The organism is Nitrososphaerota archaeon, assembly GCA_029785825.1.
Taxonomy (GTDB): domain Archaea; phylum Thermoproteota; class Nitrososphaeria; order Nitrososphaerales; family Gagatemarchaeaceae; genus UBA183.
This window is the reverse complement of sequence record JAFLYY010000001.1, coordinates 1-21,884: the sequence shown is the minus strand read 5'-3', so window position 1 is coordinate 21,884 and position 21,884 is coordinate 1. Positions and strand designations below refer to the sequence as shown.

Below are 21,884 nucleotides of genomic sequence, written 5' to 3'. Positions count from 1 at the left end.
TAAATATTATTGCTTGGAGTCTCGCCCCACCCTGTGGCGGCCTTTGATTCTCCACCCCTTCGAGTACCACGCGCCTGAGACCCTCGAAGAAGCCATCGACCTCGCTGAAAAGTATGGAGAAGACTCCAAGTTCCTCGCAGGAGGGCAGAGCATAATCCCGCTGATGAAGCTGGGGCTCTTCTCGTCGGGTCATGTGATCGATCTGGGGCGTGTGAGGGGGCTGGACCATATCAGGAAAGAGGACGGAGTCCTAGTCATAGGAGGGCTCGCCAAAATGGCCGACGTTGAGGGATCCAGGGCGGTGGAGCAGGCGTGTCCGGCGCTCATAGACTGCGCTGGGAGCATCGCCGACCCCCTGGTCCGCAATATGGGGACCATCGGGGGGAATGTCTGTCATGCGGACCCTGCTAACGACGTCCCAGCCGTCGTCGTGGCTTCGAGTGCCGAGATGGTCCTGGTAGGCAGGCAGGGCGAAAGGAGGGTGAGGGCGCAGCAGTTCTTCCTAGACACGTTCACTACTGCCGCGGGGAGGGGAGAGGTCCTGAAGGAGATCAGATTCGACGCGGAGAGGTGCAGGGGGAGCGCCTACATCAAACTGCAGCTGCAAGCCACCGACTTCGCCATAGTCGGGGTGGCGGCCAGGGTCTGGGTTCGTGACGGCACCGTCGGCGAGTGCGGCGTAGGCCTTACCGGGGTCGGGCCGACGGTTTTACATCCGAAGAAGGCAGAGGAAGCGGTGCAGGGGAGCAGACCAGGAACGGGTGCCTTCTCCAGGGCAGCGGAGCTGGCGGCTGCGGAGGCCAGGCCAGTGTCCGATCTCAGAGGGACGGCGGAGTACAAACAGGAGATGGTGAAGGTGGCCGCGAGGAGAGCGCTCGAGAGTGCCCTCAAGAGGGCGGGAGGGCAGAGATGAAGGTCCAGATGGAAGTAAACGGGACTAGGACGGAATCGGATGTCGAGGCGACTACGCTGCTTTCCGATTTCATCAGGGAGGAGGCCAGCCTCACAGGCACCCATGTCGGCTGCGACACCTCGAACTGCGGCGCGTGCACCGTCCTACTCGACGGCAGGGCCGTGAAGTCCTGTACAGTGCTCGCTGTCCAGGCCGCGGGAAGGAAGGTCACCACAATAGAAGGGCTGGGGGACGTGAACAGCCTGAGCCCGGTGCAGTACGCTTTCTGGAAGAAACATGGTCTGCAGTGCGGCTTCTGCACGCCCGGGATGATCGTGTCTGCCTATGCCCTTATCCAGAAGAACCCGGACCCTGACGAAGAGGAGATTAGGAAAGCGCTCACGGGCAACCTATGCAGATGCACAGGGTACGTCAAGATAGTCGAGTCTGTCCGGTACGCCGCCAAGCTCACCAGAGAAGGGAAGACGTCGTTCAGGGCTGCGGCGCCCCGACGGAAGGAGGGAGAGATCCAGGGACCTCCGGGTGAGAGCCTGTGATGCGCTACGAAGGGAAAGTGCAGTTCAGCGCTGGCAGGGCGAAGGTCTACTCGTTCATAACCGACCCGGCGAGCATCATCACCATAGTGCCAGATGTCGTCGAGTCTAAGGTCGTCGACGGCGACCACTTCATGGTCAAGGCGAAAACCGGGATCGGGCCAATCCGCGGGACGATCGACTTCGCCTTCACCATAGCGGACAAAGAAGAGGGGAGGAGGGCGACCCTCGTGGGAAAGGGGAGAGGGATGCAGAGCACGATAGACCTCAGCATGAAGATGGAAATGGAAGATGCCCAGGACGGGTGCGTCGCAAAGTGGGTCGCTGAGGCTCAGGTTGGAGGGACCATGGCCGGGGTCGGGGCGAGGCTGATAGGTGGGGTAGCCGAAAAGTACATCAGGCAGGTGGCCGACAACCTGGCGAAGGCGGCCTCGGCCTAAATCAACCGGATTCCTCGATTCGTACGGAGCCGGCGCTTCTGCCGAGCATTTTCCTCACCGCGATCTTTCCATATCTGTCGGCAACCACTTCGGCGATTATGCTTAGTGCGATTTCAGTGGGGGTGATCGCTCCGATGTCCAGCCCCACGGGGGTCCTCAGCGACGACAGAAACGCCTCCGGGACGCCGTCCTTCTTCAGCTGGGCCAGGTTGTCCTTCGCCCTTTGCGCGCTTGCCATAAGCCCCACGTATCTGAGCTTGAATTTGGACAACGCCTCCAGAGTCTCCACATCCCTCGCCCCCTTGGTGAGGACGATTACCGAGTCCGAGTCCGAAAAGGCGAATCCATCCAGGTCTCTTACTACCTGGTCAGGCTGCTCGGTCAGGACAGGGCTGTGGTCTATCACCACGACGTCGAAGTCCAGCACCTTCCCCAGGCCGACCAGTGCATCTTCCACGTCGTCCTTCCCCCCCTGGCCTACGATGACAAGCCTCTGCGTCGGCAGATAGGGTTCGATGTAAAGTTCCATGTTTCCTCCGCAGTTGGTCTCCACGTGGACCTCGTCCTCGCCTTGACTCTTCAGGACCGCACCCACAGAGTCCTCTACGCTTTCGAGGTAGACTTTGATGGTCTTCGGGAGCCCAGTCCTGATGGTCTTCTTGGCGTAGGGGACCACCGCAGACTCCGGGCATGCGCCCCCCAGGGTGCCGTAGAGAACTTCGCCAGTGCTGGAGATGATCAGTTTGAACCCGGGTTTGCCAATCGATGCCCCCTCGGTCTTGACCACCGTGGCCACGGCGAAGGGTTCGCCTCGCCCCACAAGGGCGCCCATCGCCTTGGCAAAATCTACCTGTTTCAAGAGCGCCGTGGCGAGAAGGACGTTCCAGCTTAATAATTCTTGTTCGAGCGATCGCGGCTGTATGCTGATCGTTGCGATAGTCCTGGCCGCGGGAGAGTCCAGAAGGATGGGGAGGCCGAAGCAAACCCTGAACGTCGGCGGCGTCCCGATGCTCCAGAGGGTCCTGGACATGCTGCGGAAGACGAAGGTGGACAGGGTGGTCGTAGTCACGGGAGCGCACTGGGAAGAGTTGAGGGCTGCGGTGAAGTTCGGTAAAGAAGAGGTAATCCACAACGAAGGGTACGCCGAAGGAATGGGCAGTTCGCTCCGGGCGGGCATAGCCGCGGCAGGGACGGCCGATGCTGTCTTGATCGTGCTGGCAGACCAGCCCTCCGTCCTCCCGGATACCGTCGACGCCCTGATCGCCGGTTACCGGTCTTCTGAGAAACGGATCGTGGCGCCGGTCTATCATGGCAGGAGGGGGAACCCTGTGCTCTTCGATAGAGCACTCTTCCCGAAGATGTCGCAGGTGCGCGGAGACGTCGGCGCGAAGGCCATAGTAGAGAGGAACCGGGACTTCCTGCTGGAGATTCCGGTGGAAGACGACGGAGTGGTGACCGACATCGACGAGCCCGATGACCTTGACGGCTTCCGATTGCCGGACGGGCCAGAGTAACTGGTGCGACGAAGCGGCCATACTACGGAAGACCTGACTCCCCTCATGGCGGGTATCTACATCATCTGGGTAGAGGCACGTCCATCGACCAGTACATCTCTATGATTTCACAAGATAGTGGGCCTGTTCGAAGACTGAGAACTTCAGCGTGTTATCAACTGGCTGACCTCGTCGAGGACGCGACGTGAGTCAGGACGTGACGGCGTCTAGAATGACGGAGGGATTCGGGCGACACATCCTCAAAGTATGTTACCGGGTGGATGTGCTCCCTCGAGGGGAGGACGCGTGGTGGAGGAGTGGAAGAAGTCGATGTCCGAGCCTCTTGCCGCCGGGAAGGCATACAGGTTCGACCAGAGCTTCGTGGCTGTGTCGAGCATAGCCCAGCAGTACTACTGTGAAGCCAAGGTAGAACAGAGCTATGTCCACGGCGATATCCCCAGCGAAGCCAAGGAGGCCGGGACCAACCTCCATGAAGAAGTGCTGGCGATGGAGAAAGTTGAGCTGAAAGATTTGGTGGAACGCGTCGAGAAAGCCCCTCTCCTCACGGCCTCCTTCGGAGTTCATGGGAGGATACTCGACATTGACGTCGCGGGGATGCCGGACGCGGTGGTGTTCGAGAAGTCCGTTCCCAAGTGGGTAATCGAACTGAAGACGACAAAAGGAGACCCAACTAAGCTCTGGGACGACCAGCTGGTCCAGGTAAGGGTCTACGGCCTGCTGATGGAGAAGATGGGATTTGACTGCTCGAGGATGCAGCTGGCGCTTGTGCGCTGGAGGCAGGAAGACATCAAACGGCCTCAGAAAGAAGAGATGCTCTCGAGGATAACGCGTTCTCTGATGAACGGCGAAACCAAGGAGTTGGAAGCGAAGTTTGGGATGAGGTTCTTCGTCTTCCCACATGACGCGGCTGAGGCTGAGCGGGCGGTCGCCTGGGCCCAGGGATACTGGCTCGGCAGGAGGGGAGCCGTCCCGAGCAGCAGCCCAGGGAAATGCAAGATATGCGAGTATAGCGCCATCTGTCCGTATAGCCTGGTGAAGTTCGGTCCGAACTCTACTGTGGAAAGACGAGTGCTTCCAAGAAGTACCCGGGGAACAGGTCCTGGTTCTTCTTCACGAACTTGGGGAAATTCGAGTCCAGTACATAGGTGACGGCATGGTCCGTTTCGCCCCTGACGCTCCTACCATAGGTCTGCACCAGCCTGAGCGCCGTCTGCCAGTCGTACCAACCAGGGTCTCTCTCCAGCTTGACCCTCGTCCTCCTCTCCGAAAGGTCTGGATAGGGGACCTTCACCAGGACTTGGAACCTCGATAAGTCGTCCTTCAGGTCGACCCCCTGGTAGAGGCTCGGCGAGATTAGGACCGACTCGTCCCGTCCGCTGTGGGCTCTGATGAGGTCTGATCTGGACGTTACGTTCTCCGTGCTCGACAGTCTCCCTCTGTTGTACTCCGAGACGTGCTCCATGATGTACCTCGCCTGGCCGTAGGATGTCGTATGGATCACCCCTCTCTCTCCCGCATGGCGGGTCATCACTTCGTCCACGGCCCTCGTTATGGCTCCCATGGAGGCGTCCATAGTGCTCCTGCTGAGCTGGGCGACGTTCGCGGCGTGGATCGGCCTGTTCTCCACCGGGAAGGAAGAGTCGGGCACTCTGATGAACGCAGCCTCCTCCTCGGGGATGCCGAGGGTTCTGCAGAAGACGTTCTTCGAGAAGACGGTGGCAGACATCAGGAGAACGGTATCCGCCGTGTCGAAGAGCCTGCTGGTGTACCCCGCCACGTCGAGGGGTTGGAAGGCCACCTCCTCCACGGAGGGCCCATCGGGGGACGCCGTTACCCTTACGCCGTTGACTATCCAGTTTGAAGGGTCTTCGCTAAGCTCGTCGGCGAACCCTTTCAGGGCCTCGAGGGAGTCCTTGCAGGAGGCCACCTTGTCCTGCACGGCGGGGTCGTCGAAGTTCTCCTCGACGAACCGTTCTAGGATTCTCCTAGCATCTTCTAGGGGCTCGCTCCAGGCTCCTGCGTTTTCCACCCCCATGTCCGGGATAGACGGCGCACCTTCCGCGCCTGAATAGATTCCCAGGGTCGACGACCTGAGGGAGAACGACCCGAATCCGACCATCTGCTTCTCGATGTCGTGGGCCTCGTCGCAGACGAGGAGCTTCCTCCGCCTGACGTCGTCGGTGTAGCTCAACTCCGAAAGGAAGAACGGATAGTTGGCGACCATCACGGGGTCCCTGAACGCCTCCCACTTCTGTTCGTAGTAGGGACAGAGCTTATCGCCCTTCAGGCGGCGGCACTTGGCGTCTCTGCGGCAGACACCCCTGACGTGCTCGTCGTATTCCTCGAAGGTCAGGTGGTGCGGGCACTCGGAGAGTGTCCAGTCGGCTTCGCACCTCCCTCTGCTGCAGGCCGGGAACGTCCCCCTGGAAGTAGGGACTAGGCAGGTGAAATTGGACTTGCCTGTGACCAGAGGGAAGCGGAAGTCGGCAGAGTACTGCGACTGGAGCTGCTTGGTGGAGGTGAGCAGGTAGGCTGAACCCAGGTGGCGACAAAGTGCCGCGGCGATGGCGGACTTGCCGAACCCTACTGGCGCCTCCAGTATGATGAAACGCTTCGACGCCGACAGGGCCGCCTCGACGTCGTCGAGGGCCCCTTTCTGTGAAGGCCTGAGGGTTGCGAAAGGGAAGGACTCGAGGAGGGTCTTGGCATTCGATCCCAGGCTGGCTCCGCACTTAGGACAGGAGCTTTGGGCCCCCTTGACCCTTGAGCCGCATGAAGGACAGAACTTCAATGGTGGAAGCTGTCCCAGGTTGAACGGGTATAAACTTCGGGCATGGGGACCTCTTGGCCGCATTGATGACTTCGGATGTAGACATCCTCGTTGCCCTCGCCAGCCCGAGTCGCGACCGTTTGGGTTTTCCAGCCCCACACTTTCGAGCGGCCCCTCCCCCGGGGGCCTCGTCCAAGACCTCCTTCCGTTATATCTCGGAGCGCGGGCGGCGGCCAGCCATGTGGTTGGAGATGGTAGTGGGAGGGAAGGTTGTCACCTTCTCCCAGGTGGGGATGCATCTGGACAGGTTCGGCGATGACCAGAGGTGCAGGTGGGCTGCGAAAATCGAAGCGGAAGCTCAGAAGATCTGCGGGCGAAGGGAAGGGGTGCAGTTCAGGTGCGAGAGGGGAGACCTGCGGATTTGGCTACATGAGGATGCAGTGAAGCCCGTGATCAGGGCGATAGAGGAGGCAGAGCAGGAGATACCTGAAGACGTCAGGTGGTTCTTCCAGAGGATATCGTACCTGCTTGTGCATGGGGAGAAGTATGATGTCCTGGACCTCCCCGGGCGGAAGGTCGGCTGAATCCAAGCGCCCCCCCTCAAAGATAACGACCCGCCTGTCGTTCGGCGCCGGTGCGCCCAGGGTCAGTCTTGCCTCGTCGAAGAGGCAAAGTCAGCGTGGAACTTGCGTCCGTCTCAGACTCTCAGCGTTGCGTCCGTGCCGAAGAACCTCCATGGCCATTGGGTTCGAATGGGAACACGGCAACGACCGCATCGGTGTTGAGGGGCCCGTAGATATGAGGGAATATGCCCGAGCCCGACCTCTCGTATCTGACCTCGGCCCTGACCTTTCTAGGGTCGATGCAGAGAAGCACAAGATCCCGTTTCCCGCTGTAGAAAGCCTTGGCGACGGCAGCCAGCTGGTCTGGATTGGAACAGTGTATGAACCCATCTTCTTGCTGGGTCTTCGCCGTGTACGACCCGGTAAGTCTTGTCTGATTCCACCTTGCGCTCTTAGTGATGTGCAGGATCAGGCTCAACCTGGTCCGGCGTAGAGAGGTGGGCATTTAGTCGTTCTGGCGCGAGCTTCTGGTCGCGCTGTCTCCCCGAAAGGAGAAGTCGTCTGGTAGTTGCCTGGGCCTCTGCTACCAAGAGGAAGGTCCAGGAGCTCTAGTCCGGGTCGCCCTTGGTCTCGGCCGCCATCCCTCCGCCGGAGACGGCCCCTCCTTCTCCCTCCTTGAGGGTCAGATAGAGGAAAGAGACGGCAATTCTCGCACCTGCGACGGCCATCAGCATAGTCCTGAGGACGGCGACGGCGTCGCCTCCTGAGAGCGCGACGTAGAGAAGACCGCTGAACGAAGAGCCGGCGGCGGCGGCCAGGGCGTTCGCTAGGTTGTAGAGGCCGATGCCCTTCCTTTTGTCTACCGAATTCTCGAACAGGTAGGAGGTGTAGGCTATGCCCGTGGAGTTGGTGAAGCCCGAGACTATGTTCACGATGTAGATCTCGTAGACCGAGGAGGCTAGGGCGTACCCTAGAGGGAAACAGGCGAGCATGAACCTGCCGGTGAACATCATCAGCCTCCTCCTCTTGTCGGCTACCTTGCCTATGGCCTTCTGGAGCAGGATTGACGAGAGCCCGCCTATCACCGCTATTATCGCTATCTCGGTCTCGCTCATGTTGAAGATGTCGACCTGGGCGATTGGGAAGAGCGGCCACGCCAGGGACCACACGAAGACGAAGAGCGAGTTGATCCCTAGGAACCTCCTGAGCCTCGGAGAGGCCTTGCCCGCGCCTGGAGCTGCTTCGACCCTGGCGTCGTCCCTGCTGACCACCCAGGCGTTTACCAGATACAAGACGCCCGCCCCCGCGAAGAAAAAGCGCATCAGCTGCAGCTGTGGACCGACGACCACCCCCGCGAACAGTGTTGCCCCCAGTCCTCCAAGATAGGTGTAGACTTGGTAACGCGCGAGGGTCGTCCCCCGCGCCGTCCTGCTCACGCTCTCCATCAGAAGCATCCAGCCGAAGAGGGACGCCCCGCTCAGCGCCTCGATGGCCAGGAAGGCCCCCACGAACAGGAGTCCCGACAGTTGGAGCGCGGCCATGACGACCCAAAGAACGCCCGCGAGACCTGTCCCTGCGACGACCAGGGTCTTCGCCTCCGACTTCATCCTGCTCAGGACGTACTGGACCAGGCCGGGAAACGTCGTCCCGGCCGACGAGACCAGGGCGAGGGGCTCGCCCACTATCCCGGCCGAAGCTGTCAGGAAGCTGATGAAGGGCACTACGAGGTTGCTGGCCAAGGCGTTGAGCAGAGCGTAGATCCGGAGGGTGTGCAGCTAGCGTATCCTCCCTTGGTCTTGATGTAGGTGGCGAAGGCCACCGGGGTATCTGGTGCCTTGGCTGCCGAGCCGTAAGATCGCTATCGGCCTGCAGTCCGTGGTCTTGTCTCCGCCCATCTCCGTTTCCCATCTGCCTATGGCCGCGTCTGTCCTGCGGACCATGGAGGAGCGCGAGCGGGACTTTTCAATGCCACCTGCCTCGTAGCCTCCACTCTTTAGCTCTCGATGTACCGTCGACTCTCCTGGGCTAGATATGCCTGTCATAGGGACGATCTGTGCAACTTTGGTTGGACTGTTCTCGGTAGACTTGGCTCTAAAGCGTTGGGCTCACCGCGCATGGAACCCCCGCCCCTCCGCCCATGAGATGCGTTCCGAAGGCAGGACTGACCTGATGCGCGATTGCTTTGGACCCGGCGGCTGGATTTTTGGTCGCTCAGACGTCCTGAACCAGTTCGTCCACTGCGAACAGCTTCCTCGCGACGGCGAGCGACTCGGCAGGATAGGGCTTACCTTCGAGGAACCGATGGGCGTACAGCCGGGCCATGGTGATGAACCTCCGCAATCCTAGCCCTTTCCCGACCTCCAGGAGCATGATGGTTGCAACCCCATGGCCCAGAGTGTTAAGCGCGTCCTTGGCGAAGAACTGGGCCGCAGCATCGTCCGAGGAAGAGAGGCTTGCCAACGCCTCTTCCATCCCCTTCAAGGCGAGCGCGGCCACCTCCCGTCCCTCGACGAATCCGCCTTGGAGGCCTTTCATGTCTTCCAGCATCGTCATGTGTGCGCCCTTCTTAGCGATGGCCTCGAGCATATCGAGGGCCTGGATGTTGCTGGGTCCTTCCCATATGGGCGTGATGAGCGCCTCCCTATGTAGCCTTTCGATTGGGTATTCGTTCAGGAACCCGAGACCTCCCAAGAGCTCCATCGCCATCTTGGTCGTATAGGCGGACATCTCGGCCGTCGTGTTCTTCGTGATGTGGGTAAGGAGCCTCGCATAATGGTAGGCATCGGTGTACGGGGGAGACTCCTTCCAGGACCTCTCGAACTGGCTGACGGCTTTGAGCGCAAGGGCAAGCGACCCCTCGATGTATACCTCCATGTCCAGCAGGTCCCTCTGGACCAGGGGGTGCTCTACCAGGAGCTTCCCGAAGGCCGCCCTCTTCTGGGCGTAGTAGTATGCCTCAAGGAACGCCTTCCTGGCGACACCCAAGGCGCCGAAAGAGTTCGCCAGCCGTGAGACCATCAGGTTCTCCATCGTGTAGTAGATACCGTTCCGAATGTCTCCCACGGGCTTCGCCTCCGAGCTGTGGAACTCGACCTCCCCTGTGGGTACGCTCGCGGTCGCGCTCTTGTCCTTCAGCCTCCTGACATCGAAGTTTCTCCTCCCCCCCGAGTCGTACCGGGGCACCAGGAAGAGCCCCAGCCCTTTCGCGCCGGCGGGCGCCCCCTGCGGCCGCGCCGTAACGAGAGCGTAGTCGGCCAGACCTGCGTCGCTGGCGAAGTACTTCGTGTCACCGACAATCCGCCACGTGCCTTTCTCCTGATGGGCCCCGACCAGGTTCGCGCCCAAGTCGCTCCCTCCCTGGAGTTCCGTGAACCAGGTCGCGCCGTATTTTATCTGCCCTTCGCCTATCAGCCCCCCGACGAGTTCCTTCTGCTCGTCGTCTCCGTACTTGTAGAGGGCATAGGCGGTCTGGTTGGTGACCGTCAGGATGCAGGCTATGCCAGGGTCAGAGATCAGGTATATCGCGGCGTAGTGGTCGAACCAGGACCCTCCCCTGTAAGGGGACCTGTTGACAGCGAACTCCTTGAAGAGCCTCTCCAGGGCGAGCCGCTCGGATTGGTCGAGCCAGACCCCGTCGACCCTCTCGCCGTTGATGCTCCAGTTCACCAGCCTGGGCCTCGCTGTTTTGTCGACGTAGTCTGCCAGCTCGTAGAGCTCCTTTCCGGCGAACGACCCCAGAGGACCGAGATCGAGGACTCTGCCCGCGAAGTGCCTCAGAATCAACTGGAACGGCTTATCGACCCCGAAGTGGTTCCTGCCGTACGCGTTGGACATGTGGCCGTAGAACTCGTCGACGTTCAAGGTAGCGCCGTTCCCCGAGTGGAATTCCCTCCTATATACGATGCACCTGCAGTCGAGGTCGTTTCAGCTTGCCGAGGGTTCTAACCGTGCGTAGGTGAAACGCGCTTTCGGTGGGAATAGCTCGTCCCAGGGCTGGCGCGTCTCTTGGCCTGGTCTTACCGGACTGCTTCATAGTGCAGTACCAGCTCCCCGTAGGGCAGTGATTTGACGGACAGCAGCTTCATGGTCTGCTGATTCGCCATCGTCCCCCAATAGTGGTTGCCCTTCCCGAGGATCACCGGACTTACGACCATCCGGTAGTCGTCCGCCAGTCCGCGCTGGATGGCTTCGTGGGCCAGCGCAGGACCGCCCTCTATGATAATGCCCTTGCCTGGCTCGGCCTTCAAGCTGTTGATGATCTCGGTCAGGTCCCCCGACACTATCCTGGAATTCTGCCAGTCGGTCTCCTTGAGGGTGTGAGACAGGCAAATCTTCTGGACGCGGTCGAGCCATCGGGAGTATTCGAACATGTACCACGGGTCATCCGGTTTCCTCGCCTTTTCTGAGTGGACAGCCAGGTGGCCTTCGAACGAGCGGCGCCCCATCACGACCGTGTCGACGTTGTCGTAGCGGTCGACCCACATCTCAGTGAATTGCGCGTCGGGGTCCTTCGGGATGAAGTCCGAGCCGGGATACTTGGGGAACTCCCCGTAGCCGTCGAGCGTCATGTAGAGGTTGACTGTGACCTTCCTTGCCATGTAGCGATACTTGGTGCCTCCGCGTCCACTTAAGGACTGTTAGCACCTAGACTGTGAATACGCGCCAACTCTGCGGAAGGGTGCCCCAAACAGCCGTTGTGGGGTCCATTGCACCTCCGTTGGGACAACTACTCGCTTCGCTTTATCAGGTCTCTTACGTGAGCCTCTATCAGTTTGATCCTCTTCCTCTCGAGGGCCGAATACTGAACGGGCGCCGTCTCGTCGCTTATGCTCCACATGTCCCAGAACTCGACATTGGGACGCCCCTTGAGAAAGTCTGGTGCCTCGGCCAAGTTCTCGCGCCTGCAGATAAGTACCGTCTTGTCAGCCGCTTCCACCATCTTCCTTGTCACTCGTTTGATTTTCGCCTTCGAGAGGTCGTAGCCTTCCCCCTTCATCACCTCGACGGGGTTGTTGTGCTCTTTTGCCAAGAGAATGCCTGCCCGTCTCGGCTTCAAGCCCGCACTCTTCGCGTGACCTGACACCGAGAGTCGGTTGAAGATGGCTTCGGCTATCTGGCTGCGATTGATGTTTCCTATGCATATGAAGAGGACGTCCATAGGGTGACACTCGCAAGGACAGGATAAGAAGTTGGGCCGTATCGTCCGTGCGTGTGGTTAATTGCGCCTCTGCCGAGAAAAGGTCTAACTCTCGTTGAGCTGCCGGGTTTGCCCGTTGAGACCTGTCCCTGAAAGCACGCAGACCCTGAGCATCCTTGCCGATCAGGTCTTCCCCGAACTGAACAAGAAACCCACCTCAAGGAAGAAATCGTGGAGCGGTACGCTGGAAGCGTTCCTCAAGAAAGAGGGAACGTGGAGAGACATATTCGATGCCTCTGACATAGGCACAGAAAGGAACCTTATTGCAGATAGGCTCGTGGTAGAGGACGCCCAGGTGCTTGACGTCGGCTGTGGGAAAGGCTTCTTCAGTTTCGCGTGTGCAGCCAGGTCAGCTGAGGTGACCAGCCTAGACCTGATGGATGGTGGTGGCAGGACAGGATGGTGGAACGAGTTCAAGAAGACTTCGGCCATCCTCGGTCACGCCCAACGGATATCGGGAATCAGGGCTAGCGCAACTTCGATTCCTCTCAGGCGTGGATCCGTCCAGTTGGTAGCCTCTGTTCACTCCCTCAGAAACTTCGGAAGCGTGGAAGAGATTAGGGGATTCACCCGCGAGGCAAGCCGGGTGCTCCGAAAGGGCGGGTGTTTGGCGGTTGCCGAATCGGACCTGTCAGACCCCGAGTGCCCTGGGTATCGAGCATTCTATTCGATGAGGACGAGAATGGGGTGGGAGTTGGACCTTCCTTCCTGCGCCGAGCTTGCCCGATTCTTCGAGGCTGAAGGATTCCATGATGTGTCGCAAGAGTTCATAGAATCTGGCCTCGACTACGCCCCCATCTGTTTCCCGTACGACCCGTCAAGGCTCAAGGGAATGAAAGACGAGTACGAGAACGCAGAGAAGTTGCTGATGGATGAAGCAGAGAAACGCCCCCGAATCTGTTTGACTTCAGGGAAACGGTAGGCCGTAGTCGAGCCGTTAGAACCGTGCATAGGGTTCATCGCGCCCCCGCCGGGAATATCTATCAAACCCTCTGAGCGCTAGTGCCGCACGAAACAGAATGTCGTCAGGGTAGTTAGGAGCGCCAAGGACGACGCAGTTGCTTTCATTCGGAGAGACGGCGTGCTTCCGAACGCCTACGCGATGAACCGGCTGACCAACTCCATCAAAGGTTCGAAGACTTTCGTCCATATAGGGTCTGACGGCTCCATTGATGGCTACCTTTCTGTGTTGAATACTCCTCAGACAGTAGATGTTTGGTTGAGAGGACTGGGAGAACCCGTAACGAACGATCTTCTGAGGTTCTTCGTCAAGAAGGTATGGAAACGGAGGAGGCGGAAGGTCTTGTACCTCAACTCAGATCCCAGATTCCTTCTTTCGATAACCAGGAACTTCTCCGACCCGGTCGCCAACGTTCAGGATGTGATGGTCGTTCACAGAGGCGAAGAGCATCTCCTTGCCTCAACTCCTGCAGTTGTCCGACTCACTCCGAAAGATGCGCTTGATTACGCAAGGTTGGTCCTGCCAGACGGATTCAGGATTACCGAAGCTGTCCTAAGGAGGAGCAGGGAATCGCTCGCAAACGACGTCGCCTTCGGGGCCTTCGACGACGTGCAAGGAAAATTGGCAGCCACCGGTCACGCCTACGCCAGGCTGCCAGAGGTGTGGGTCGTGTCAGGGGTGATTACTCACAGCCGCTATAGGCGGAGAGGGTACGGAACAGCGGTCACGTCTGCCGTTACGAAGGAGGCGTTGGAGAAAGCCGAGTCTGCCGTGCTTTATGTAGACCAACGCAACACCGAAGCGCAAAGAATCTACTCTCGGCTAGGTTACCGAAAGATAGGCGAGTCGTTGTGTGTCAAGGTTAACGCCTGATATACGTTTGAACGGTCGGTCGGAAACCAAGGGCATTATGCGCCGCAGAGAATTCAATGCGCCTGGAGCATTTGGTTCTTCAACCACTTGGCTGCGGCTACGCTCAATTCACTCTTCGAAACGTCGATGACCGGGACCTCGATTCCACCGACTTTGATTAGTGAGGCGAACTTGGGCATAGGTGCGAACGTTACTCCTAGCCAGATTACTTTGCCCTCCAGTAATTCGTCGTACTGAACGTCAGGAGGAGCAGTAGATGGGACGTACACCACCCCATCAGCCCATTGGAGGTATGCTTGGGCGCCAACTGCAATCGCAGGCGCGACCAGTGAAGCAAGTTTCTCGGCGTTTGGCTCGTAAGTGTGATCCTTGATGACGAGTTCCTTGAATGGTTCGTACTTGACCTCGATCGGCAATTTGTATCACTAGCCTTTGTCTTGTAGTTGAATAACCTTGGCTTGGTTATCGTGGATGGGGTTTGCTCTTCCACCGGGAATGCCTCGTCCCGAGGATGAACTAGACCCGGTCCGAGGGTGTTATGAAAAGCGGTCTGACCTCCCCTCGCCGTCTCATGGCTGCGCTCCTGCAAAAGTTCACAACTTGAGAGCACAAGTTGTGCGTCAGTCATTATAACTCGGGGACGACCTCACAGTCGATGACTCGGGGACCTCCGGCGGGTGGCGCCTGATGGGGTGGAAGCTCAACGCCCTGGCGCTCCTCTTCGCCCTCTGGTGTTTGGACGTTGGGGCTCTGGTGGTCGGGGTCCCGATTCTCCTGGTCCTCCTCTACAAGTGGTGGTCAGAGAGGCAGAGCCGGCCCGCAGCCCTGGGCCCGTCGAGGGGGATGGCCCGCGCGGGTGCCTTCTTCCTCGTCCTCTCCGTGGTCGCGGTCGTCGAGGGGGGCACATTCTCCCCGCTCGTATTCGGAGGGCTGGGGGTGGCGTTGCTGGCCCTGGGGGCCTTCCCTAGGATCCTCAGAGACGCCGCCGAGAAGGTCGGGGGTCCTGCCTCTCAGCTGTTCGCCTCGCGCCCGAAGAGCCCCGGAGCAGTTCCCTGCGTCGAGCTCACCAAGGTCCCCCTCCGCTATCTCGACCCCAGGAAGAGCGACCCGAAGGAGACCCTGCTGAGGTTCCAGCGCCTCAGCCAGACCCTGGCCGAGACAGGCGCCCCGGTGGAGATGAGGCTCGAGTTCTCCGGAGGCTCGGGCAGAATACTCTTCCTTGTCACCGGCAAAGACGCCGCAGTGCGCCTCCCGGATCTGCTGAGGGTAGCGAAGTCCCAGCTCCCCGAGTTCGGGGCCGAAGCCGCTGAGCTCCATGCGTCAGTGGAGGCCTACTCCGTGTCGGTCGACGGCATCCCCGCGCTCGCCCCCGACCCTCTCGGTCCCCTCGCCAGGTTCTTCGTGGAGAACCGGCTCGACGGGAGCTACAGCATCAGGCTCTCCCCCGGATGGGTCAACCCCGCTTCCAGGTGGCTCGCCGCCAGAGGACAGAGGAAGCTCGCCGAAGGCTCGGGGTATCAGCAGGCCGACGACGACAGGACCACCACTGTAGTCGACCATCCGAACCAAGTCAGGCTCGAGGACTCTGTGAGGGGTCTGGAGCGCCTGCTGGCGAGGAGACCCGTCAGGGTGTCGGTCCAGGTCTCGGCCGGAGATCCGTCCACCGCCGCCCGCGCTGCCGATGTCCTCGCCGGGGCCCTCTCGAGCCAGAGGAAGATCGACGGCCTGAGGGTCCGGCGCCCGAGAGCCTCCGACAGGTCCACCTGGCACCCCTCCGCTCTGATGACTCCGGCCGAGGCTGCCCCCTACCTCTGGGTCCCCCAGGTCCCCCTGGGGATGAAAGTCGCCCCGTCGGCCGAGTTCCAGGCGCCCGCAGCCACCCAGGGGGAGGTGGTCCTCGGCGAGGTCGTCTCAGTCTCCGGGAAGACGGGCCAGGCGGTGCGGATGCCTCTCGACCAGCTGGCGAAGCACCTCTTCGTCACGGGGATGACTGGCTCCGGCAAGACCACTTCGTGCCTCGGCCTCCTGGTCCAGCTGGACAGGCTGCGGGTCCCCTTCCTGGTTGTGGAGCCTGCGAAGTCGGAGTACAGGAACCTCATGGAAGCTGTGCCTGGGCTCAGGGTCTTCACTGCCGGGGTCGAGGGCGCCGCCCCCCTCAGGCTGAACATCTTCGAACCGCCACCGGGGGTGAGCCCCCAGGCCCACTTGGACAACCTGGTGGCCGTCTGGAACGGGTCGTTCGTCGCCTACTCTCCCGTGCAGTACGTCATCCCCCGGGTCTTCGCCGCGGCGTACAACGCGTGCGGATGGGACCTCGCCTCCGGGAGGGAGGGGCGGCCGGTGACATTGGAGGACGTGAAGGCGCAGGCGGCGAGGGTCGTGAGGGAGCTTGGGTACGAGCCCAGGGTGACCATGGACATCGAGGCGGCCATCGGCGTCAGACTACACAGCCTCACGGAAGGGACCAAGGGGCCGCTCTTCGGGGCGCGGGCATCCACCCCGCTAGGGGAGATTTTGAGCGGGCCGACGGTGGTAGAGCTTTGGGGGCTCGCCAGCGATGAGGAGAAGGCGTTCGTCGCTTCGCTCCTCCTGATGAACGTGGCCGGGTTCGTGCAGGCCAGCGGCCCGTCCCGCCACCTGAAGCACCTCACCCTCGTGGAGGAGGCCCACAGGCTCCTGCCGAGGCTTTCTACCGAGAAGGGAGACCCCGAGTCGACGGACCCCAGGCGGATACTGGCGGAGCGGTTCGGGAACATGTTAGCCGAGCTGAGGGCCTTCGGTGAGGGGCTGGCGGTGGTGGAGCAGATACCGACGAAGATACTCCCCGACGCGATAAAGAACACCGCGACCAAGATGGTCCACCGCGTGGCCTCCTACGACGACAGGAAGGTGATGGCCGGGGCCATGAACGCGACGCGAGAGCAGTCGGCGGTCCTGACGGCCCTCATGCCCGGGGAGGCGGTGGTGAGCGTCGAGGGGCATCCGGTCCCCTTCAGGGTCGAGGTGGACGACGCCGTGGCCAGGCTGGGGATCAGGGAGGCTTCGGACGACGACGTGCGGACCCGGATGGCCGGGTTCTATCTGAGGAACCCGCCCGGCGAGGGGGAGCGAGGCGCCGAGGAGGCGATGCGGGAGCTGGTGGACTCGGCGGGGTTCAGGAAGCCGTTCCTCGAGATGTACCGCATCTGGGCGAGGACGGGGAAGGGGGAGCTCCTCGGGTCGTTCCTGATGCTGAGCGCGAGCAGGTTCAGCCGGGACAGGGAGGGGCAGGTCGAGGCGGCGACGAAGATGCTTTCCCTGGCCACGGCCCGCTACCTCCCCTTCGACGCCGAGCGGAGGGCGAAGTTCCCGCGGCTGTTCAGGAGGGAGTTGGAGGCCGTAGCCCGTGGGTGAAGGGTCGGAGAGGCCCGAGGACGACGAGAAGGGTCCGAGGGACGGGGATCTCGAGGAGTTCAGGAAGGAGCTCGCTGATGAAGGCGCAGGGGAGTCGGACGAGGCCCTGAGGGTGAAAGAGGGGGACGAGAAGGAGGTGGCGGCTCCGCTTCCGGAAGACGAGAAGGAAGGCGCGGACCGCCTGACGGAGGAAGACCTAGAGGAGTTCAGGCGGCAGGTCGTCGATGAGTACGGGCCGGAGGGGCTGAGCGAGGACATCCCCGAGGGCCAGCTGTACAACCTGCCGAAGGAGGAGATGGAGGCCGGGTCTGAGGGGAAGGCCGAGAGCGAAGAGGGGTCGGAAGCGGAATCGAAGGGTTCGGACAGCTCAGACAAGGAAGCGACGTCGGAGGGCGGCAAAGAAGCACCTGGGTCGGACACTACCGAGGGTAAGGAAGCCGGGACCATAACAGGTACCAGAGATGCAACAGAGAACCCCACGGAGCAGGCAAAGCCAGACGAAGAGAAGACCGAGATTACTAGAGAAACCGAAGCGCCGAAGGCTGTCGAGGTGCACGTCAAGAACGACGACCATTTCGTAATCACCGAGCAAACGAAGCCCAGCGAAGTTGGGAGCCCTGGTCCTTCTGAAGGGGAAAATCAAAGTTTGCAGCGTTTACAGTCGGAAGGGACGCTTGCTGCGAGTGCGATTCAGGTAACCATGCCCGGTGACTCTGAACGAGAAGTCGGTGCAATCTCCAAAGGCAACGCCACCACTGTAGTCGAGGACAAAGGAGGCACATCTCTCCCTCTACAGTACCCTGCTGACGGGGTGGCGCGCTATAATCAAGAGGGCAGTCAACTTGCGATGATTCAACAGGAGCGTGGGCCGCCTCGTGAAAGTGATGGTGCGGCAGCTCGTGCGGAACGCGAGTTCGAGCCCACCGCGATTAGGCAAGTTGTTGAGCATATGGGGTCGCCAATGCTGGTCGTTCAGGGGTCCGAGTTCCCCAAAGACTCGAAAGAAAACGTGTTTGCGGTCGTCCTGGTGAGAGAGAATGAGTCCTCGGACTACGTCCTTTACTGCAGTCACACCCCCAGGCAACAGAAGACGTACATAGACCTGCGCCACATTGGAGTCGAAGTTGGAGAGGAGGTAAGAGTCAGCAGTATTGAGTCTCTTCTCCCCCAGTCATTCGCGAGAGAGTACAACAAGAACCCGCCCATGGGGCTGGAGAACACCCGACTGGTGGAGACCGAAGGGCGCCTCTCGTTAGGAATTGAGCGTGGCGAGTTGAAGTTCGACAGCTTCGCTCTCAGGACTCGTGAAGGAAAAGCGGTCTTGGACGGAGAACTTGTAGGTGCGGGACAAGTGAAAATCGCCAAGTCTTCCGAAGGATTCGACTTCCGCTTGCGAGATCATTCGCAAGTCCAGTCAATCAGGGCCGAGGGAAACTCATACAAATTCGAGTACAGACGGACCACAAGTGACCGGTTCCCACATGTAAAACTGGTTCCTGCGGAGGGTAAGCTCGAACGCCTGCCCCCCGAAATTCACAAGGTGGAGATGGATTCAGCTGGCGTGAGAATCGCCAAGCCCTTGGACTTTTCGACCCGAATGGTGAAGATTGAGCTCTCGCCTAGTAATCAAACGGCAGCGTGGGAATACTGGCGGATGGCTTCGTCCAAAAGCGAGAGGCGGGTTCACATTGGAGACATAGGGCAGTCTGTGGCAGAGATTACGCTCCGAAAATCTGGGTTCGAGATAGTATCGAAGGAGCCCGTTGGGGAGCCAATCTTCTCCAGGACACATATTTCCGAGAGGAAGGGTCCCGATCTAATCTGCAAGAAAGATGAACAAGCCGTCCTTGTAATGGTCAAACACTGGAAGGAGTCGTACAAAGGCCTAGCGAGGGGCGAAGCTGATGTTAATGCAATACTCGGGAACGAGAAACGACTAGCGATGCTAGAGGAGAAAATTGGAAGAGGTATAGCTGGAGGGGTCGCGATGGAGATTCATTGGTCGTACAAAGAGGGCAGGGGTGTTATATACCTCAAATACGTTAAATCTAGGAGGGCCTAGAAGTTGCAGAAGCAGGTTGTAGACGGCGAAACCGTCAAACGGTTGCTCGAAGAAGAGACGGGCGACAGGTACGTCCTGAAACAGACTTCGGACCTCGTTCATAAAGACGGTTCTTCATGGTTAGTCCACCTTCCCCTCGGGGAAGGAAAAGGATGGATAGACAACGCTTCAGAGAAGGGCCGGGTGCTGACACTAGAGACCTCGGTGTTCCTCGATGTAAGGAAGAGAATCGAGTTCGACTATCCCGAGCAGGTTGGACGAAAGAGGCTGGGAAAGGCGGTGCCTAACCTTGTGGATAAAGGCGTTCGCCACAAGTTTGAGAAGCAAATCCCTGGGATAGTGGCTCTCCTCGACGAGGCGGACCGGGCGCTAACAGATGTCAACAAGAAGTATTCTGTCAGCGCCAACTTCGTCGGGGGAGATAGCGGCTTGATTTCAGTCGAGTTAAGGGTAGCCTCCGCTGACGGGGAACTGGTTAGACAGAGCGTGCGCGCCTTGATGGACTTTGATGAGCATCTTGCCCGATGGCTCAGGGAAGAATACAGCAAGCTGGTCGAGGCTGGACCTCGGGACAACCTCTGAAGAAAGCGGCTAGACCGAAGGGTGACTCGTTGGACGATGCGGAAAAAGGGACCTGGTCTGGCGTCTGTTGCTGCGTGAGACCTTCGCAGGTTTCTTCGCTCCCAGGGCACGCGGCTTTTTGAGCCTGGAAACAAGGGTCTCGTAGGCCGACTTCGGCAGTGCTTGAATCGCCTTTTCTCCCAGACCCTCAGCCTCCCCTCTTTCGTCGGTTTTCCCATCTTTGAAGGAGGACAGATAGTCGGTGGCCGAGGCGCTCCAAACCCAAGCTCTCGTCATTGAACACTTCCATCTACACCTCCCCTTTCAGACCGCCGGTTTCGGCTGCCCCTCTTAAGTACCGGAGACGGACGAAAGTGTCCTGGAGGTTTCTGATGCCAAAGAGCGAAGTACCGGTCGGCTGGCTGATGAAGCACCTAGGGATGACAGGGAGAGCCATTGACGATGATTTTTCAGCTAGGTTCAGGCTCCAGAAGTCTGCCTTCCTCCTCAAGCACCTTGGGGTCAAGCCCTTCTCTGACCTCGGGTTCAGCCTTTACATCCACGGCCCTTACTCGCCGACCCTCGCGCAGTGGTACTACGACGCCAAGCCAGGAGGCGAAGCAGACCTAGACCCTGGCATCCTGTCTAAGCTGGATTGGTTCATGGACAACAGCGACGGCTGGATAGAGGTGGCGTCGGCGGCCATCGCGCTGAAAGACTCACCAGGCGGGATAAACGATAGGGACCTGCCGGGGGCGCTGAGGGTCTCGAAGCCCTGGGTGACGGACCCCATGGTCGAGAAGGTCCTCCGCGAGCTGCGATCGCAGAAGATAATCGAGTGAGGGCGTCCACACGGCCGGAATCTTGTGACTCTGGGAGGTTGAGCTAGAATGAGTGTAGCCGGTTCGAATCCGACCCGCGGCATTTCGCCGCACGTGGGATCATTGCGCCTCCGTCGGTGACTACTTGTGAATGTCAATGCCCACCGCAAGTGTTTCGAGGTTGTTCGAGAGAATTGACTTGGCTCTTACTGACCATCGTGCCCAGCCTTCGAAGTTCTCGAAGTCTTCCTCGTGCCAGACGCCGTCGGGGGTGACTATCGCCGCAGGAATGATGTCGTGGTCCAGCATGAACTTTGGAGTCGAGATGTTGTGCTCCAGGTGTCCTTCGCCGAAGACATTCCCGTGCCCATCGTAGTCCTGAGGTTTGCCCTGAATCGCACCGTCCCATCGTCCCCCGACCCGCCACCAGTCCCACTCCCCCTTGGGATTGTAGACGGTCTTGCACTTCCCTGTTCCGAGGCAGAACTCGCACTTGGAGTCAGGAGACGATCTTTTGGGGTCCGACTCGAAGGTCTTCATCGCATAGTCGAGAGATTCGATAGAAGCTTTATGCGAACCGAACCTGTCTCGGGCAGCGTTGTAGGCATTCCGTCTTGCCTCCCGTCCGACGCAGTAGCAAGTTTCTTCGTGTTCAACGCCCTTCAGTTGTTCGTCGTATGGCGCCAGTAGCTCCTCGGCTTTCTCTTTGAAGTTAGTGCCATTGTCCTTATTGAGTAGAACTGCTAGAAAATAATGGGTCAAACATTGGTAATGTTGCTCGGGCCAGATATAACACCCAAGGCCTTATCGCCGTGCATAGGGTTCATTGCGCCTCCGCCGGGCGTCACTCATCCTGCGTTGGGGTATAGTTAGTGGACGGGCTGAACTGGTCGCCGAAGCTTCCAGCGTACACCCCCACCACTTCAACGCGATCTTCTATCGCTCCCCTCCAAGGCCCGCTCCCCCACATTGCTGCAGGGGTTAAGGCCTAAGGTTCACTCTTCTCGGGAGTGGCTTCCCGCTTAGATGCTTTCAGCGGTTATCCACAATTGCTTAGCTGCCCGGCGACGCCCTCTCGGACGACCGGTACGCCAGAGGCAACGCCCCGCTGTTCCTCTCGTACTGGGCAGGGCTTCCCCTCAGTGAACCACCGCTTCCATCAGGTAGAGGCCGACCTGTCTCACGACGGTCTAAACCCAGCTCACGTTCCCCTTTGATGGGCGAGCAGCCCCACCCTTGGCCCCTGCTGCAGGACCAGGATGGGAAGAGCCGACATCGCAACT

Annotated in this window: 21 protein-coding genes and 1 rRNA gene; 12 read left to right on the top strand and 10 right to left on the bottom strand. The window is 59.8% G+C overall.

Annotated elements, in window-relative coordinates; all coding sequences use genetic code 11:
* The first annotated feature begins 43 nt into the window (after positions 1 to 43).
* From JRN21_00110 to JRN21_00100, 3 genes are read left to right on the top strand one after another with little or no spacing between them, the layout of a single operon-like run.
* Positions 44 to 913 carry a xanthine dehydrogenase family protein subunit M gene (locus JRN21_00110; protein ID MDG6987715.1) on the top strand — a complete coding sequence of 290 codons (870 nt, stop codon included), beginning with the start codon at positions 44 to 46 and terminating at the stop codon, positions 911 to 913.
* Positions 910 to 1,449 carry a (2Fe-2S)-binding protein gene (locus JRN21_00105; protein ID MDG6987714.1) on the top strand — a complete coding sequence of 180 codons (540 nt, stop codon included), beginning with the start codon at positions 910 to 912 and terminating at the stop codon, positions 1,447 to 1,449. The genes JRN21_00110 and JRN21_00105 overlap by 4 nt, the downstream gene beginning before the upstream one ends.
* Positions 1,449 to 1,886, top strand: a complete 438-nt coding sequence (locus JRN21_00100; protein MDG6987713.1) for a carbon monoxide dehydrogenase subunit G — start codon at positions 1,449 to 1,451, stop codon at positions 1,884 to 1,886. The genes JRN21_00105 and JRN21_00100 overlap by 1 nt, the downstream gene beginning before the upstream one ends.
* A 1-nt stretch (position 1,887) precedes the next feature.
* Here the strand turns inward: JRN21_00100 and JRN21_00095 are convergent, their stop codons facing one another.
* Entirely contained in the window at positions 1,888 to 2,745 is an 858-nt protein-coding gene (locus JRN21_00095; GenBank protein MDG6987712.1) for an XdhC family protein, read from the bottom strand.
* A 61-nt stretch (positions 2,746 to 2,806) separates the two neighbouring features.
* On the opposite strand from JRN21_00095, the gene JRN21_00090 reads away from it, so the two are divergent.
* Positions 2,807 to 3,400 carry a nucleotidyltransferase family protein gene (locus tag JRN21_00090; protein MDG6987711.1) on the top strand — a complete coding sequence of 198 codons (594 nt, stop codon included), beginning with the start codon at positions 2,807 to 2,809 and terminating at the stop codon, positions 3,398 to 3,400.
* A gap of 288 nt (positions 3,401 to 3,688) precedes the next feature.
* On the top strand, positions 3,689 to 4,549 hold the full coding sequence (locus tag JRN21_00085; protein MDG6987710.1) for a PD-(D/E)XK nuclease family protein: 861 nt from the start codon (positions 3,689 to 3,691) through the stop codon (positions 4,547 to 4,549).
* Here JRN21_00085 and JRN21_00080 read toward each other — a convergent pair.
* A complete protein-coding gene (locus JRN21_00080; protein MDG6987709.1) occupies positions 4,452 to 6,191 on the bottom strand; it encodes a DEAD/DEAH box helicase family protein in 1,740 nt (579 codons plus the stop codon). The two genes, JRN21_00085 and JRN21_00080, sit on opposite strands and share 98 nt — an antisense overlap.
* 218 nt (positions 6,192 to 6,409) lie before the next feature.
* On the opposite strand from JRN21_00080, the gene JRN21_00075 reads away from it, so the two are divergent.
* Positions 6,410 to 6,754, top strand: a complete 345-nt coding sequence (locus tag JRN21_00075) for a hypothetical protein (GenBank protein MDG6987708.1) — start codon at positions 6,410 to 6,412, stop codon at positions 6,752 to 6,754.
* A gap of 121 nt (positions 6,755 to 6,875) precedes the next feature.
* On the opposite strand, the gene JRN21_00070 is transcribed toward JRN21_00075, so the two are convergent.
* From JRN21_00070 to JRN21_00050, 5 genes are all read right to left on the bottom strand, one after another.
* Positions 6,876 to 7,238: a DUF952 domain-containing protein gene (locus tag JRN21_00070; GenBank protein MDG6987707.1), complete on the bottom strand. Its 363-nt coding sequence runs from the start codon at positions 7,236 to 7,238 to the stop codon at positions 6,876 to 6,878.
* A 103-nt stretch (positions 7,239 to 7,341) separates the two neighbouring features.
* Positions 7,342 to 8,472: an MFS transporter gene (locus JRN21_00065; protein MDG6987706.1), complete on the bottom strand. Its 1,131-nt coding sequence runs from the start codon at positions 8,470 to 8,472 to the stop codon at positions 7,342 to 7,344.
* A 472-nt stretch (positions 8,473 to 8,944) separates the two neighbouring features.
* Positions 8,945 to 10,567: an acyl-CoA dehydrogenase family protein gene (locus JRN21_00060; GenBank protein MDG6987705.1), complete on the bottom strand. Its 1,623-nt coding sequence runs from the start codon at positions 10,565 to 10,567 to the stop codon at positions 8,945 to 8,947.
* 182 nt (positions 10,568 to 10,749) lie between these two features.
* Positions 10,750 to 11,331, bottom strand: a complete 582-nt coding sequence (locus JRN21_00055) for a dihydrofolate reductase family protein (protein MDG6987704.1) — start codon at positions 11,329 to 11,331, stop codon at positions 10,750 to 10,752.
* 128 nt (positions 11,332 to 11,459) lie between these two features.
* A complete protein-coding gene (locus JRN21_00050) occupies positions 11,460 to 11,891 on the bottom strand; it encodes a hypothetical protein (protein ID MDG6987703.1) in 432 nt (143 codons plus the stop codon).
* Between the two features lie 115 nt (positions 11,892 to 12,006).
* Here JRN21_00050 and JRN21_00045 point away from each other — a divergent pair, with 115 nt between their 5' ends.
* Together JRN21_00045 and JRN21_00040 are read left to right on the top strand one after the other, a co-directional pair.
* The gene (locus JRN21_00045) at positions 12,007 to 12,852 is read left to right on the top strand and encodes a class I SAM-dependent methyltransferase (protein ID MDG6987702.1); all 846 of its coding nucleotides are present in this window, start codon (positions 12,007 to 12,009) and stop codon (positions 12,850 to 12,852) included.
* 159 nt (positions 12,853 to 13,011) lie between these two features.
* Positions 13,012 to 13,764, top strand: coding sequence for a GNAT family N-acetyltransferase (locus tag JRN21_00040; protein ID MDG6987701.1), 753 nt, complete (start codon positions 13,012 to 13,014; stop codon positions 13,762 to 13,764).
* Positions 13,765 to 13,817: 53 nt separating this feature from the next.
* On the opposite strand, the gene JRN21_00035 is transcribed toward JRN21_00040, so the two are convergent.
* Positions 13,818 to 14,180, bottom strand: a complete 363-nt coding sequence (locus JRN21_00035; GenBank protein ID MDG6987700.1) for a hypothetical protein — start codon at positions 14,178 to 14,180, stop codon at positions 13,818 to 13,820.
* A gap of 271 nt (positions 14,181 to 14,451) precedes the next feature.
* Between JRN21_00035 and JRN21_00030 the strand changes: the two genes are divergently transcribed.
* From JRN21_00030 to JRN21_00015, 4 genes are all read left to right on the top strand, one after another.
* Entirely contained in the window at positions 14,452 to 17,157 is a 2,706-nt protein-coding gene (locus JRN21_00030; GenBank protein ID MDG6987699.1) for an ATP-binding protein, read from the top strand.
* Positions 17,150 to 19,219 carry a hypothetical protein gene (locus JRN21_00025; GenBank protein ID MDG6987698.1) on the top strand — a complete coding sequence of 690 codons (2,070 nt, stop codon included), beginning with the start codon at positions 17,150 to 17,152 and terminating at the stop codon, positions 19,217 to 19,219. Before JRN21_00030 ends, JRN21_00025 begins: the two co-directional genes overlap by 8 nt.
* Before the next feature lie 3 nt (positions 19,220 to 19,222).
* Entirely contained in the window at positions 19,223 to 19,801 is a 579-nt protein-coding gene (locus JRN21_00020) for a hypothetical protein (GenBank protein MDG6987697.1), read from the top strand.
* Positions 19,802 to 20,172: 371 nt separating this feature from the next.
* Positions 20,173 to 20,622: a hypothetical protein gene (locus JRN21_00015; protein ID MDG6987696.1), complete on the top strand. Its 450-nt coding sequence runs from the start codon at positions 20,173 to 20,175 to the stop codon at positions 20,620 to 20,622.
* A 120-nt stretch (positions 20,623 to 20,742) separates the two neighbouring features.
* Here JRN21_00015 and JRN21_00010 read toward each other — a convergent pair whose 3' ends face one another.
* Positions 20,743 to 21,363, bottom strand: a complete 621-nt coding sequence (locus JRN21_00010) for a hypothetical protein (protein MDG6987695.1) — start codon at positions 21,361 to 21,363, stop codon at positions 20,743 to 20,745.
* Positions 21,364 to 21,447: 84 nt separating this feature from the next.
* Positions 21,448 to 21,884 (bottom strand): 23S ribosomal RNA (locus tag JRN21_00005); the annotation flags it as partial.